The organism is Pseudomonas sp. LBUM1672, from assembly GCF_059695655.1.
Genome location: NZ_CP166781.1, coordinates 2,851,648 through 2,866,462, shown reverse-complemented (window position 1 = coordinate 2,866,462; position 14,815 = coordinate 2,851,648). Strand labels below are relative to the sequence as shown.

Sequence of the window (14,815 nt, the reverse complement as noted above, 5' to 3'; positions counted from 1 at the left end):
ATCGGAGTTAGCAGCAGCGAACGGGGCGATCAGCCATTGCCTGCAATCGGTCAACATCAGCGGCCAGCCAGTCAGCGTGATCGGCCAGTGCGCCCTGTAACAGCGTGATTACCCAAGGCGACAATTGAGGGTGCAGGCGATAAAAAACCCATTGCCCCTGACGGCGGTCTGCGAGCAGGCCATGGCTGCGCAACTGCGCCAGATGACGGGAGATTTTTGGCTGACTGAGGTCCAGCCCCGCCGTCAATTCACACACGCACAACTCGCCTTCGCGGGCGATCAACAGTGCGATGCGACTGCGGGTGTCATCGGCCAGGGCCTTGAAAATATCGACGGGACTATGGGAGCTGGACATGAGGAGACACGCCTCTGGACAAACGAGGCGTGAATATATGGAATTTCGAATATGCAGTAAAGCAAAGACTGAATAACCGAACTCTGTAGTAGCGCCCTGTGGCGAGGGGATTTATCCCCGCTCGGCTGCGAAGCAGTCGTAAAACCTGAACGCACGGTCTATCTGATGCACCGCGTTGCTTGATTTAGCGACTGCTTCGCAGCCGAACGGGGATAAATCCCCTCGCCACAAGGCACCTGTTACAAGGGATATCCTGCGTTTGGGTCACTCTTTCTTGTGTTGCTCGACCCACTTGCCATATGCATCGATGAACTTCTGCAAGAACGGCTTTACCGACTCGGACAAATTGCCCGCCTCATCAAACGCCGATCCAGCACCGCTCAGGTAGGCTTCCGGCTGCTGCATGCACGGCACATCCAGAAACACCATGGATTGGCGCAAGTGATGGTTGGCGCCAAACCCGCCGACAGCGCCTGGCGAAACACTGATCACCGCCCCCGGTTTGCCACTCCAGGCGCTCTTGCCATACGGACGCGAACCCACGTCGATCGCATTCTTCAGCGGTGCCGGCACCGAGCGGTTGTATTCGGGGGTGACGAACAGCACTGCGTCGGATGAACTCACTTGTTGTCGGAAAGTGCTGTAGGCTGCCGGCGGTGAAGCGCCATCAATGTCTTCGTTGTAGAGCGCCAGGTCGCCGATTTCGACGATGGTGAGCTTGAGATTGGCAGGCGCCAGGTCGGCCAGGGCCAGCGCAACCTTGCGGTTGATCGATTCCTTTCTCAAGCTGCCGACCAGTACGGCGATCGTATAGACGTTGCTCATGGAAGACTCTCGACTGTTCGATGGAAAGACTTGTAGTTATAGATGACGATTCACCCAGTGGGCTGTTGAATTTACCGCCCCTGACTATTTTTTTCCTGTAGGAAAACTTACTTCGCTTAACCACGGTCTACAGAACCGCAAATTGAGTGATTTATCTCCAGAGGTTCTAAGCAGATGGCAGCAGTACTCGTCGGTCAGTTCCATGCAAGAGACGCGGAAGGCCGCGTTTATTCCGTGCATGAGTTCCAGGAATCCACCCCCTCGCATGACGGCCTCACTGGCTCGGCGCCTGTGACCACCTACAAACTGGCCATTGGCGATCGCGTCAACAAGCTCGACGACAACCAGTTTCTGCTGGTGCAATCGAACATCACCATCGTGCGCGAACCCGACACCTATGTCGGCAGCCGGCCGGAAATCACCACCGCCTCATAACCCCGCGTTATGAGCAGAAGTCATATGCGCGCACTTGAGTTAGGATTCAGTTACTGACTCCCTCACCTGCTGAACATGGACTTCACGCATGCGTTTACGTCATATCGAAGTGATCCACGCGCTCTTGCAGACCGGTCACCTGGGCACCGCCGCCGAATGGCTGCAGTTGCCGGTGGCCGAGGTCGAAGGCCTTTTGCGCGACGCCGAGGATCAGTTGGGATTCATGCTGTTTTCCAGCGTGCGTGGACGTTTGCAGGCGACGCGCGAAGCGCGGGAGCTACAGGTTGAAATCGCCCGCGTCTATGACGCGCTTGAACCGGTCCAGCGTCTGGCCAGCAGCCTCAAGCAATATCAGGCGCACCCGCTGCGCGTCATCTGCACCCCGCCACTGGCCCAACAGTTATTACCCCACAGCATCGCGGCCCTACGCCGACGCCTTCCCGATGCGCCTTGCACCCTGCTTAGCCAACCCACCCGCGAGATCGTCAGAAGCCTGCTGCTGCGTGAAAGCGATCTGGGGCTGAGCCTGCATGATCCTGACCACGCCGACGTTCGTTGCCAGGTGATTGCCCAAGGCAAACTCCAGCTGTTGGCGCCCCATGGCTGGCTGCAACCCAAGCAAAAGTACATTTCGTTGCAGGATCTGGCCGGCCAGTCGATGGTTGGCCTGGAAGGTCATGATCCGCTGAGCCCGGCGCTCGACAACAAACTGCATGCCTTGCGCCCTGCCCCGGTCATCCAGACGCGGGTGCAGACTCATCAGATGATGCGCAGCATGGTCGAGGCCGGCGAAGGCCTGGCAATCGTCGACCCGTTCACCGCTCTCGGGGCCAAATCGAGCGGCCTGGATGCCTGCCCGTTGGCGCCTGCGGTACCGATCAACCTCTATGCCCTGACCCTGAAGAACGGCGAGCCCATGCCGGCCGTTCAGGTGTTGCTGGAGATCATCACGGAACAAGCCGTGGCGATGTTGTCGAGCTGAGCGGGTTTTCCAGCGGATTATCAAACAGGCGATACCAGAACAGCGCCACCTCGGCGGTGTTCGGGTCGATGCCGCGATAACGCAGGTGATCGATCCCGCCCACCACGTAACCACAGCGTTCATACAGTCGGCAGGCTCCCAGATTGTTGTTCTGAGTCTCGAGCATGATCCCCGGCAATTTCTTCTTGCGACTCCAGAACTGCGCCACGTCCAGCAACGCCTTGGCCACACCGTGACGGCGCGCCGGCGCATGTACCGCCAACTCGTCGATATGGGCAAAGCCGTTCCAGTTGGTGCTGACCACCAGATGGCCGACGGGCTCGTCGTCGAGATAGGCCATGAACACCGCACTGTCGCCGGCATCGCGGAAGCTGCTGAATTCCTCGGGATCAATGCCGTAGCACTTTCGATAAGGAGTGATCGGCGTTACCCGCCACTGCTCCACCGGCTTGCCGATTTCGGCTGCGCCATAGGCCGCGACTTCAAAACTGAAGTCGCTGCCCCAGATATAGGGCGCGAAACCCTCGTCGGCGACACGCACCGAGAGGCCTGGGTATTTGGGATTCATGATCGGTTGCATACTCGGAAAGGTCCTCATTCCTTGATGCAATCAACGGTGTAATGCCGTCCATTGCCCTCATCTTCGTGTTGCAGTCCGTGCACATCAACGACAAAACCGGGGAAGCTACTGTCGAACGTGCGAGCAAACGACAGGTAATCGATGATCGAGCGGGTCGACTCGGTAAACCGCTCGCCCGGCATGATCAGCGGGATGCCGGGCGGATACGGAACCAGCATCACCGCGGCAATTCGCCCCTCGAGGGCATCGATCGACACCGCTTCCACTTCACCTCGCACCAAATGATCATAGGCGTCAGCCGGCTTCATGGCGATTTCCGGCAGCACGGTGTACATGCGTTTGAGGTGTTTGGCCGTGGCATTGCTGCGATAACAGGCGTGCAACTGATCGCACAAATCCCGCAACCCCATGCCCTGATAACGTGCGACGTTCTGTTTCGCCACGCACGGCAGGCAGGTAGCCAGACTGACGTTGGCGTCGTAACTGCGCTTGAACTCCAGCAACTCGGTCAGCAGCGTGCTCCATTTACCCTTGGTGATGCCCATCGAGAACAGCACCAGGAATGAATACAGCCCGGTCTTCTCGACCACCAGTCCACGCTCCCACAGGAACTTGCTAACCACCGCCGCCGGAATCCCGCAATCGCTCAGTGCCCCGCCCGCAGTCAGGCCAGGCATGACCAGGGTGACCTTGATCGGATCGAGCAACACGTAGTCGTCGGTCACGCCACCGAAGCCGTGCCAGTCGGCGTCGGGTTGCAGCAGCCAGTCTTCGGTAACCACACGCTCGATGCCTTCCACCGAAGGCGGCTGCCAGATGGAAAACCACCAGTCATCCGCGGCAATGTGCTGGCGCAGATTGGCCAGGGCCCGGCGAAAACTCAGGGCCTCGTCGAACATTTCCTGCAACAGCGAACGCCCGGCCGGGCCTTCCATCATCGCCGATGCGACGTCCAGCGAGGCGATGATGCTGTATTGCGGCGACGTGGAGATATGCATCATGAACGCTTCGTTGAAGCGGTCGCGGTCCAGTTGCCGCGCGCCGCCGTCCTGGACATGAATCATAGAGGCCTGGCTGAACGCGGCCAGCAATTTGTGCGTGGAATGCGTGGTGAACACCAGCGGGCTGTCTTCGCCACGGGAGGTGCCCATGCCGTATCGCCCGGCGAAAAAATCGTGGAACGCCGCGTAGGCATACCAGGCCTCGTCGAAATGCAGGACCTCGACGGTGTTGCCCAGTTGCTGCTTGATCAACTCGGCGTTGTAGCAGAGGCCGTCGTAGGTGGAATTGGTCACCACCGCCAATTTTACCTTGGGCTCACGGCCTTGGGTCAGCGGGCTGGCGTCGATCTTGGCCTGAATCGATTCGCGGCTGAATTCGCTCAGTGGAATCGGGCCGATGATCCCCAGTTCATTGCGCTCCGGGCACAGGTACAACGGAATCGCGCCGGTCATGATGATCGAGTGCAGCACCGACTTGTGGCAGTTACGGTCCACCAGCACCAGGTCATCGCGAGCGACCATCGAATGCCAGACGATTTTGTTGGCGGTCGAGGTGCCGTTGATGACGAAGAAGGTGTGATCAGCACCGAAATTGCGCGCGGCCCTGGCTTCCGCCTCGGCTAACGGACCTGTGTGATCGAGCAAGGAGCCCAGTTCCGGCACCGAGACTGACAAGTCCGAACGCAGGGTGTTTTCCCCAAAAAACTGGTGGAACGCCTGGCCAACCGGACTCTTGTGGTACGCCACGCCGCCGCCATGACCGGGGGTGTGCCAGGAATAATTGGAATCGGCGGTGTGTTGCACCAGCGCCTTGAAAAAGGGCGGGAGCAGACCATCAAGGTATTTGCGCGCCGCCCGGGCCACTTGCCGGGCCAGGAAGGGCACGGTGTCTTCGAACAGATAGAGAATGCCGCGCAGTTGATTAAGCTCGGCCATGGCATCGGCCGGAGCATTTTCCAGCGTCACCTGCTCCCCCAGCGCGAAGATCGGCAAGTCCGGCGCGCGAACCCGCGCCAAGCCGATCAGCTCAGCCATATTGTGTAACAAATGCGAATGGGCGCTGGCGTCCTCAGCGGCAATCAACATGCAGGAGAGGCCGTGATGGGTCGAAGCGACCAGCCGCCCTTCGGTGTAATCCACCGCCGACACAATGCTGAAGCCTTCCTGTTCCAGCTCCCGGGCGATGCCCCGCACGCGGTCACCGGCGACGGTGTCGGCCTTGATGTCGCGGTGGACGATCAATACCGGGAATTTCAAATCTTTATACATGAGGCTCAGTGTCCTGAGGCTGCAGACCATGGCCTGCCAATATGCTCAGGATAGAGGGTTGAAGCGGATGTGGCGAGCGTCGATGCCCCGAAGCGGGTCAATGAATGCACCATCATGTGGCCATCAATCTCGAACATTCAGCAGGACTAGTTGTGGCGAGGGAGCTTGCTCCCGTTGGGCTGCGAAGCGGCCCCCTGCATTCCTTCAGAAGCACAGAGTTCGCAGGATTGACGACTGCTTCGCAGCCGAACGGGAGCAAGCTCCCTCGCCACAGGCAAGCCCCCTCGCCACACAAACCGTGTCACATCAGCCCTGATTCACGCCTGCGCCTTGGCCTCAACCAGTTGCTGCCACAGCGACGGGGCGCCGGCGGACTTGGCGATGGCTTCCAGGCGTGCCACGTGCCGGGCCAGGTCATCTTCGCTGGCAGGGATGATCCGGGTCGGCTTGCGATCGGCCGGCAAGCGGCGGATTTCGGTGGCGGAGTTGTCCGCGCCTTCGCCGGAGCCGTTGCCGTCGGACGCATTACCGGCCAGCGACAGGCTGGTCTGTCCGCCGGTCATGGTCAGGTAAACGTCGGCGAGGATCTCGGAGTCGAGCAAGGCGCCGTGGAGTTCACGGCCGGAGTTGTCGACGCCATAACGTTTGCACAAGGCGTCGAGGCTGTTGCGCTGCCCCGGGTGACGTTCCCGGGCCATCATCAGGGTGTCGAGGATCGAGCAGTGTTGCGTGATGTCCGCACGATCGTGCTGGCCCATCAGGGCGAATTCGTTGTTGATGAAGCCAACGTCGAACGCCGCGTTATGGATGATCAGCTGCGCGCCCTTGATGAATTCGAAGAACTCATCAGCCACTTCAGTGAAACGCGGTTTGCCCACCAGGAATTCGTTGGTGATGCCGTGGACGCCGATAGCGCCTTCGTCACTCTCGCGATCCGGTTGCAGGTAGACGTGAAAATGCCGGCCGGTCAGGCGCCGACCGATCAACTCGACACAACCGATTTCGATAATCCGGTGGCCGTCGGTCACCGGCATGCCGGTGGTTTCGGTATCGAGTACAACGGATCTGGTGGCCATCAGTGCTCAGCTCTCAACGGGTCAATCGTGCAAAAGCGGCGATGTTAACACGCTGACGGGATCCGGCGCGCGCAGCCAAGTGACCGACGCTCATGCAGTTTTTAACAATCATTAGCAATGTTCATAAAGTCTGGAGAGGTACGGCTTGTTAGCGTGCGGGGCTTGTTTCCCATGGGTTTGATTTCGTCATGAAGACCGCACGGTTTCTATTATTGAGCACTTGCCTGTTGGGTACAGGCGCCCAGGCCACCAGTTTCGTGATCAGCACGGATGTGACGGTGAGTTTGACGTTGAGCTCGAGCAAAGGCACTAGCGGGTCGTTCAGCGACGACAAGATTGTGCTGGCGGCGAAGGATGATGCGGCGGCGTTTGTGGCGAGCGAGGGGACGATTCGCGGGGCGCGGATCGAGGCGGCTTTTTTGCGGATACGCGGAAAGGTCAGCGATCAGTATTCCGACCAGCAACTGGCGAGCGCGATCCTGATGCTGTGATTTCCTGTGGGAGCCGGGCTTACCCGCGATGCGGGCACCGCGGTCTTTCAGTAAAACCGCGTCATCGTTCATCGCGGGCAAGCCCAGCTCCCACAGGACAGAGTGGAATCATCAAGCCTGCTTGTACCCGCGCACTTCATCCACGCCACGGTTGGCCAACTGGTCGGCCCGTTCGTTGCCGTGGTGGCCGATGTGTCCGCGCACCCACTTCCAGGTGACGTTGTGACGGTTGACCTGCTCATCCAGCAGTTTCCACAAATCAGCGTTTTTCACCGGTTCCTTCGCCGCCGTTTTCCAGCCACGCTTCTTCCAGTTGTCCATCCACTCATTGATGCCTTTCATCACGTATTGGGAGTCGGTCACCAGCAACACGTCGCAGGAACGCTTGAGCTCTTCCAGGCCGCGGATCGCGCCCATCAGCTCCATGCGATTGTTGGTGGTATTGGCTTCGCCGCCCCACAGTTCCTTTTCAACGCCTTTGCACACCAGCAATGCGCCCCAGCCGCCAGGGCCAGGGTTGCCTTTGCAGGCGCCGTCGGTGAAGAGTTCTACGCTATCGCTCATGCCAATCTATCCAGAAAATGCGGTGGCTCGCCGATCAGTGATCGACGATGCCCGAGGCCGGGGCGAACCCGGCCGGGAAATAAAGAATGTGTTACGGCTCGATGTTGCGACGGTTGACTTTGGCCATCGGCAGTGGAATCAGCTTGCCCATCGGTTCGCGACGTTCCTGACGAACCGGCCGCAAGCCAACAACGATCTTGCGCGCCACTAATAAATAGAAGCCGCCACCTGATAGTTGCCAGTCACCGGCCTTGCGCTCCCAACCGGCGAGACGAGCCTGCCAGGCGGGTGAAGCCAGCGGCGGACGATAGCACCCGAAGCGGCGTTTCTCCAGCGCGAAGCCCAGTAGATTCAGCCAGTCGCCGACCCGCGACGGCGAGATGCAGCGCGCCTTGCGCAACCCGTCGTGGGCAAACACATGGCGCAAGCCCCAACTGCTCCAGGGATTGATGCCGATGATCAGCAAATGCCCGCCGGGCCGTACGCTGCTCGCGGCTTCACGCAGCAAACCGTGGGGCGACAGGCAGAAATCCAGCCCGTGCTGCATCACCACCACATCGGCGGCATGCTCGCTCAACGGCCAGGCCTGCTCTTCGCAGACAATCTCGACACCCGGCAACGGTGCACCGAGCCGCACATTGCGCTGCACTTGCGGTGCAGACGGTGGCGTCTGGGCTGACGGACCGTAATGCACCAGGTAGCCACCGAAGAAGCGCCCCAGCTCGTCTTCGAGCATGCGTCGTTCTTCGTCCAGCAAAAATTGCCCGATGGGCCCGGACAGCCATTCACGGGCCGCGCTGATCAAATTCAGCCACTCAGGATCGGCCTGAGCGAACGCTTTATCGGTCATTGCATTCTCCAACGCGCCAGGAAGTTCTAAGATGCGCCATTGTTTTCCGCTTGGCGAATCCGACGATGATACAGATCAGTGCCCTGCCCGCCTTCACCGACAACTACATCTGGTTGTTACAAGACCACAGCACCCAGCGCTGCGCCGTGGTCGATCCGGGTGATGCCGCGCCCGTGCAAGCCTGGCTGGCGGTGCATCCGGGTTGGGTATTGAGCGATATTCTGGTCACTCATCACCATCATGATCATGTCGGCGGCGTCGAGCAGCTGAAAAAAGCGACAGACGCAACAGTCTACGGCCCGGCCAGCGAAACCATCCCGGCCCGGGACGTGGCGCTCAAGGACAACGACCGCGTCAGCGTGCTGGGGTGGGACTTCGACGTCTTCACCGTGCCCGGACACACCCTGGGACATATCGCCTATTACCATCACGGCCTGCTGTTCTGCGGCGACACCCTCTTTGCCGCCGGTTGCGGGCGCCTGTTCGAAGGCACGCCGGAACAGATGCACGCCTCGCTGAGCCGCCTTGCCGCGCTTCCCGAAGACACCTTGGTCTACTGCACCCACGAATACACCCTGAGCAACCTGAAGTTTGCCGCAGCGGTCGAACCGGGCAATCCGGACACCGCCGCACGTCTGGAAAAAGTTACCGAGCAACGTGCAGCCGGAATCATGACGCTGCCCTCTACTCTGGCGCTTGAAAAGCAGACCAACCCCTTTTTGCGTGTCGACGAAACATCCGTTAAAGAAAAAGTGGACGAACGGAATGGAACCCAAAACCGGGCTCCGAGTGCGGTCTTTGCTGCTCTTCGGGCTTGGAAAGATAAGTTCTAACCTGGCTCGCCATTGGTACAAAAATTCTGAATGGTTGACCGCAAGGGGTGCGCTTTCTAGAATCGCCCGACATTTTTGCCCGGAACTTACTTCCAGCCAATGTCGTCACCTATTCGTAAAGCCATCAATTCAGACGCATTGACCCGCTTGGCTCAAGCCATAGCGGTGGCTGTGTCCGCCACTCTGGCGGGCTGTTCCAGCCATGTGCCGCAGACCGAAGCGACACACGTTCCGAATATTGCCGCGCGAGCCAAGCAGAAACCCATCTGGCTCAGCGAGAAACCAACACCGCAAATACCGCAAGACGTCTGGGAACGCATGCGCCAAGGCTTCCAGTTGCAGGACAACCTGGGCGTCAACCCGCGCATCGAGCAACAGCGCCTGTGGTTCGCCAGCAACCCGTCCTTCCTTGAAAACGCCGGCGAACGCGGCAGCCTCTACATTCACTACATCGTCGAACGCCTTGAAGAACGCAACATGCCGCTGGAGCTGGCGCTGCTGCCAGTGATTGAAAGCGCCTACAACCCGATGGCCTATTCCCGGGCCAATGCGGTGGGCCTTTGGCAATTCATTCCTTCCACCGGCCGCTATTTCAACCTGCGCCAGACCCGTTTCTATGATGGCCGTCGCGACATCACCGCCTCGACCACTGCGGCCATGGATTACCTGACCCGCTTGCACGACATGTTCAACGGCGACTGGTTGCTGGCCCTGGCGGCCTACAACGCGGGTGAAGGCACGGTCAGTCGCGCCATCGAGCGCAACGAGAAACTTGGCCTGCCGACCGATTACTGGAACCTGCCGCTGCCAGCGGAAACCCAGGCTTATGTGCCGAAGCTACTGGCCTTGTCCCAGGTTGTACTGGCCCCCGAAGCCTACGGCGTGAACCTCAACCCGATCGCCAACGAACCGTACTTCCAGGTCGTCGAAATCAACCAGCGCATGGACCTGTCCAAGGTTGCCGCAGTGGCCAACATCGACGAAGACGAACTGTTCCAGCTCAACCCGGCCTTCAAGCAGCGCACCACCATCGACGGTCCCCAGCATTTGCTGGTGCCAACGTCCAAGGCACAGTTGCTGACCGCCAGCCTCTCGACCATGCGTCCTGAGGAACTGATCAGCAAGAAGTCGCTCAAGCCGGTCTTCGAAGGTGCTGATGAATCGGAAATCGCCAGCCTCAAACGTGCCTACCGTGTTAAACGCGGCGACAACCTGGCCGCCATCGCCAAGGCGAACAAGGTCGACGTCAAGGACCTGCAGCGCTGGAACAAGATGACCGGCAAGAACCTCAAGGTCGGCCAGACCCTGGTGATGCAAGACACCACCAAACGTAGCGGCGGTCGCGTCAACACCGTCGTGGCGGCGAACAGCAAGGCGTCCAAGAAAAAAACGCAGACCCAATACAAGGTCAAGCAAGGTGACTCGTTGTATATGGTCGCCAAGCGTTTCAACGTTGAAATGCAGCACCTCAAACGCTGGAACCCGCGTGTCGGTCAGGCGTTGAAGCCTGGGCAGATGTTGACGGTGTCTTCGCCGCGCTAAAAACGAGCCCCTGAATCCAGGGGCTTTTTTTGCCTGTGATTTGAGGTCTGCTGAAATCGTGTGGCTGCATGGCTCCCTGTGGCGAGGGAGCTTGCTCCCGCTCGGCTGCGAAGCAGTCGTTAACCCTGAACATGCGGTGCGTCAGAAATTTTAAAGATTTCAGGTTTTGGGGCCGCTTCGCAGCCCAGCGGGAGCAAGCTCCCTCGCCACAGGTTCTGCGGCTGGCCGAGCTACCGCGTCTGCAATTAACCACGCATTAACCACCTGTCTTTTTCCTGTCGATACAAGCTGTTACTGTACGGTCCACAAAGCCCAAGCCGCCTGGATCGGATCTCTGACTTGAAGCGTCCCCTCCTCCTCTTCCTGATCAGCCTGGCCTTGAGCTCCCCCGCAAGCGCGACGATCAGCGAAAGCCATGGTTATGCGCAGTTCGGCACGCTCAAGTACCCGGCCAGATTTACCCACTTCGACTGGGTCAACCCGCAAGCGCCCAAGGGCGGTACCTTGCGGGTGATGGCGTTTGGCACCTTCGATACGCTCAATCCCTACACGTTCAAGGGCTCCAGCCCGGTTTCCACCCCTAATTTCCTGCAATACGGCATCAACGAGCTCAACGAACCGTTGATGGTCGGCACCGGCCAGTACGCGCCGTCCGGCGATGAGCCAACCTCCAGTTACGGCCTGATCGCCCAATCGGTGGAATACAGCGAAGATCGCAGCTGGGTGGTGTTCAACCTGCGTCCGGAGGCGCGGTTTCACGACGGCACGCCGATTACCGCCTACGACGTGGCGTTTTCCTACCGTTTGCTGCTCAAGGAAGGTCATCCGCAGTACCGCACCAGCCTCCAGGAAGTGTTGCGGGTCGACATCCTCAACCCGCAGCGCATTCGATTCGTCTTCAAGCGCGCCGGCAATCCGTTGCAGATCCTGCGCCTCGGCGAATTGCCGGTACTGCCGCAGCATTACTGGAAAGGTCGCGATTTCAAGGCCACCACCTTCGAAACGCCCCTGGGCAGCGGACCGTATCGCATCACGTCGGTAACCCCCGGGCGCCAGCTCATTTTCGAACGGGTCAAGGATTACTGGGGCAAGGACCTGCCGGTGAATCGCGGCAAATACAACGTCGATCGCATGGAAGTGGAGTTCTACCGCGACAGCGATGTGGCCTTCGAGGCCTTCAAGGCCGGCGAATTCGACATCTACATCGAGCACCAGGCGAAGAACTGGGACAGCGGTTACAACTTCCCGGCCGTGCGCCGCGGCGACGTGATCAAGGCGCAGATCCCGCACCAGATCCCGACCCAGACCCAAGGCCTGTTCATGAACAGCCGGCGACCGATCTTCTCCGAGACCAAAGTCCGTGAAGCCATGGGGCTGATGTTCGACTTCGAGTGGACCAACCGCACGCTGTTCAGCGGCGCTTACAAACGCGCCATGAGTTACTACCCCAACAGCGAGTTCTCCGCGACAGGCCTGCCGGTCGGTCACGAATGGCTGATGCTCAAGCCGTATCGCGAGCAGTTACCCGCCAAGCTCCTCACCGAGACGTTCAGCCTGCCGAAGACTGAAGGCCGCGGCATCCCCCGGGAAACCATGCGAAAAGCCCTGGCACTGCTCGCCGAGGCCGGCTGGAAGCTCAACGGGCAACGGATCGAGAACGCCAAGGGCCAGCCACTGAAGCTGGAGGTTCTGCTGGTCAACCCGAACCTGGAACGCATCCTTCAGCCTTACGTCGAGAACCTCGCCAGCATTGGCATCGACGCGCGGCTACGCACGGTCGATCGCGCCCAGTACAAACAACGCCTGGATCAGTTCGATTTCGACATGATCCTGATGACGCTCAGCCAGACCCTCAGCCCGGGCCTGGAGCAATGGCAGTATTTCCATTCCAGCCAGGTCGGGGTCAAGGGCAGTAAAAACTACGCCGGTATCGCCAACCCGGTGGTCGATCACCTGCTTGAACAATTGCTCGCCGCGCAGACCCGCGACGAACAAGTGGCCGCCGGCAAAGCCCTGGATCGGGTTTTGCTGTGGCAGCACTACATCATTCCCAACTGGTACCTCAATTATCACCGCCTGGCCTACCGCAACCGGTTCGCCTTTGTCACCACGCCGCCCTACACCCTGGGCCTCTCCGCGTGGTGGCTGAAATCTTCGGAGAAAGATCGATGAAACCCTTACGCGCCCTGCTCTTGCAGGCCAGCGGCCTGCTGTTCGCCGGGTTGGCCTGCGCCGCCCCGCAACATGCCGTGACCCTCTACAACGAGCCGCCGAAATACCCGGCCGACTTCAAGCATTTCGATTACGTGAACCCCGACGCGCCCAAGGGCGGGATCTTTCGCCAGGCCGGGTTCGGCGGCTTCGACAGCCTCAACCCGTTCATCAGCAAAGGCGTGCCGGCCGACGACATCGGCATGATCTACGACACCTTGGCCAAACAGGGTCTGGACGAACCATTTACCGAATACGGACTGATCGCCGGCAAGATCGAGAAAGCCCCGGATAACAGCTGGGTGCGTTTCTACCTGCGTCCTGAAGCGCGCTTCCATGACGGTCATCCGGTCCGCGCCGAAGACGTGGTGTTCAGCTTCGAGATGCTGATCAAGGACGGCGCTCCGCTCTTTCGCGGCTACTACAGTGATGTCGCGGAAGCGGTCGCCGAAGACCCGCTCACCGTGCTGTTCAAGTTCAAGCACAGCAACAACCGCGAACTCCCGCTGATACTCGGCCAGTTACCGGTGTTGCCGAAACACTGGTGGGCGAACCGCGATTTCAACAAGGGCAACCTTGAAATCCCGTTGGGCAGTGGCCCCTACAAGGTCACCGAAGTGAAGGCCGGGCGCTCGATACGCTATGAGCGGGTCAAGGATTACTGGGGCAAGGACCTGCCGGCCAACCGTGGCTTCTACAACTTCGACGTGATGACCACCGATTACTACCGCGACAACACGGTGGCGCTGGAAGCCCTCAAGGCCGGTCAGTTCGATTACTGGCTGGAGATGAGCGCGAAGAACTGGGCCAGCGCCTACAACATCCCGGCGGTCACCGAAGGCCTATTGAACAAGGAACAGATCCCCAACGGCAATCCCACGGGTATGCAGGGTTTTGTCTTCAACCTGCGCCGTCCGGTGTTCCAGGACGTGCGCGTGCGTCAGGCGCTGACGCTGTTGATGGACTTTGAATGGACCAACAAACAACTGTTCAACGGCGCCTATGTGCGTACCCGCAGTTTCTTCGAAAACTCGGAAATGGCCGCGACCGGCCTGCCCGACGCCGATCAGCTTGAAATTTTGAGTCCGTTCCGCGGCAAGATTCCCGAACAGGTGTTCACCGAGGCCTTCCAGAACCCGGTGACGGACGGCAGCGGCATGATCCGCACACAACAGCGCAAGGCTTATCAGCTGTTGCAGGAAGCCGGTTGGCGGATCGTCGACGACAAGATGGTCGACGCCAACGGCAAACCGGTGACCATCGAGTTCCTGCTGGCCCAGACCGAATTCGAACGGGTGCTGCTGCCATTCAAGCGCAACGTCAGCGACCTGGGCATTGACCTGGTGATCCGCCGGGTCGACGTTTCCCAGTACATCAACCGCGTGCGTTCACGGGATTTCGACATGATCGTCGGCAGCTTCCCGCAGTCCAACTCGCCGGGCAATGAACAGCGCGAGTTCTGGATGTCCGCTGCGGCCGACAAACCCGGCAGCCGCAATTCCATGGGCCTCAAGGATCCGGTGGTCGATCAACTGGTCGAGCAACTGATCAACGCCGATTCGCGCAAAAGCCTGGTCGCCCACGCCCGGGCACTGGACCGCGTGCTGCAATGGGGCTATTACGTGATCCCCAACTGGCACATCAAGACCTGGCGCGTGGCGTACTGGAACCACATCGGCCACCCGAAAGTCTCTCCCAAGTACGACATCGGCACCAATACCTGGTGGGTCAAGCCCGATGCGAAACCTGCGGTAGAAATCGAAACCAAACTGCAAGCCGACCCTGCGGGCACGGAGTAATC

At 59.7% G+C, this 14,815-nt stretch carries 14 protein-coding genes; 7 read left to right on the top strand and 7 right to left on the bottom strand.

Going from position 1 to position 14,815, the window contains the following annotated elements; genetic code table 11:
- Positions 1–7: 7 nt before the first annotated feature.
- Entirely contained in the window at positions 8–355 is a 348-nt protein-coding gene (locus ACA053_RS13170; protein WP_109630556.1) for a metalloregulator ArsR/SmtB family transcription factor, read from the bottom strand.
- Between the two features lie 264 nt (positions 356–619).
- The gene (locus ACA053_RS13165; RefSeq protein ID WP_497395840.1) at positions 620–1,180 is read right to left on the bottom strand and encodes an NADPH-dependent FMN reductase; all 561 of its coding nucleotides are present in this window, start codon (positions 1,178–1,180) and stop codon (positions 620–622) included.
- Between the two features lie 174 nt (positions 1,181–1,354).
- Between ACA053_RS13165 and ACA053_RS13160 the strand changes: the two genes are divergently transcribed.
- Positions 1,355–1,615 (top strand): hypothetical protein, encoded by a 261-nt coding sequence (locus ACA053_RS13160; protein ID WP_094467661.1) that lies wholly within the window; start codon positions 1,355–1,357, stop codon positions 1,613–1,615.
- Between the two features lie 88 nt (positions 1,616–1,703).
- Positions 1,704–2,597 carry a LysR substrate-binding domain-containing protein gene (locus tag ACA053_RS13155; protein WP_497317713.1) on the top strand — a complete coding sequence of 298 codons (894 nt, stop codon included), beginning with the start codon at positions 1,704–1,706 and terminating at the stop codon, positions 2,595–2,597.
- Here the strand turns inward: ACA053_RS13155 and ACA053_RS13150 are convergent.
- From ACA053_RS13150 to dnaQ, 3 genes are all read right to left on the bottom strand, one after another.
- Complete coding sequence (locus ACA053_RS13150) at positions 2,563–3,177, bottom strand: GNAT family N-acetyltransferase (RefSeq protein ID WP_497317711.1); 615 nt, start codon at positions 3,175–3,177, stop codon at positions 2,563–2,565. The genes ACA053_RS13155 and ACA053_RS13150 overlap by 35 nt on opposite strands.
- Positions 3,178–3,191: 14 nt before the next feature.
- Positions 3,192–5,447, bottom strand: coding sequence for an Orn/Lys/Arg family decarboxylase (locus ACA053_RS13145; RefSeq protein ID WP_497317709.1), 2,256 nt, complete (start codon positions 5,445–5,447; stop codon positions 3,192–3,194).
- A 317-nt stretch (positions 5,448–5,764) separates the two neighbouring features.
- Positions 5,765–6,523: a DNA polymerase III subunit epsilon gene (dnaQ, locus tag ACA053_RS13140; RefSeq protein ID WP_109630542.1), complete on the bottom strand. Its 759-nt coding sequence runs from the start codon at positions 6,521–6,523 to the stop codon at positions 5,765–5,767.
- A gap of 188 nt (positions 6,524–6,711) precedes the next feature.
- Between dnaQ and ACA053_RS13135 the strand changes: the two genes are divergently transcribed.
- Positions 6,712–7,014 (top strand): DUF2388 domain-containing protein, encoded by a 303-nt coding sequence (locus tag ACA053_RS13135; RefSeq protein WP_497395838.1) that lies wholly within the window; start codon positions 6,712–6,714, stop codon positions 7,012–7,014.
- 111 nt (positions 7,015–7,125) lie between these two features.
- Here the strand turns inward: ACA053_RS13135 and rnhA are convergent, their stop codons facing one another.
- Together rnhA and ACA053_RS13125 are read right to left on the bottom strand one after the other, a co-directional pair.
- Positions 7,126–7,578 carry a ribonuclease HI gene (rnhA, locus tag ACA053_RS13130; RefSeq protein ID WP_008028618.1) on the bottom strand — a complete coding sequence of 151 codons (453 nt, stop codon included), beginning with the start codon at positions 7,576–7,578 and terminating at the stop codon, positions 7,126–7,128.
- Between the two features lie 91 nt (positions 7,579–7,669).
- On the bottom strand, positions 7,670–8,428 hold the full coding sequence (locus ACA053_RS13125; RefSeq protein WP_010459795.1) for a class I SAM-dependent methyltransferase: 759 nt from the start codon (positions 8,426–8,428) through the stop codon (positions 7,670–7,672).
- Positions 8,429–8,493: 65 nt separating this feature from the next.
- Here ACA053_RS13125 and gloB point away from each other — a divergent pair, with 65 nt between their 5' ends.
- The 4 genes from gloB to ACA053_RS13105 all read left to right on the top strand — a co-directional run bounded on the left by gloB (position 8,494) and on the right by ACA053_RS13105 (position 14,813).
- The gene (gloB, locus tag ACA053_RS13120; protein WP_109630536.1) at positions 8,494–9,261 is read left to right on the top strand and encodes a hydroxyacylglutathione hydrolase; all 768 of its coding nucleotides are present in this window, start codon (positions 8,494–8,496) and stop codon (positions 9,259–9,261) included.
- Between the two features lie 99 nt (positions 9,262–9,360).
- Entirely contained in the window at positions 9,361–10,803 is a 1,443-nt protein-coding gene (locus ACA053_RS13115) for a transglycosylase SLT domain-containing protein (protein WP_497317703.1), read from the top strand.
- Positions 10,804–11,142: 339 nt separating this feature from the next.
- Entirely contained in the window at positions 11,143–12,975 is a 1,833-nt protein-coding gene (locus ACA053_RS13110; RefSeq protein ID WP_497395836.1) for an extracellular solute-binding protein, read from the top strand.
- The gene (locus ACA053_RS13105; RefSeq protein ID WP_497317699.1) at positions 12,972–14,813 is read left to right on the top strand and encodes an extracellular solute-binding protein; all 1,842 of its coding nucleotides are present in this window, start codon (positions 12,972–12,974) and stop codon (positions 14,811–14,813) included. Before ACA053_RS13110 ends, ACA053_RS13105 begins: the two co-directional genes overlap by 4 nt.
- Positions 14,814–14,815 lie beyond the last annotated feature (2 nt).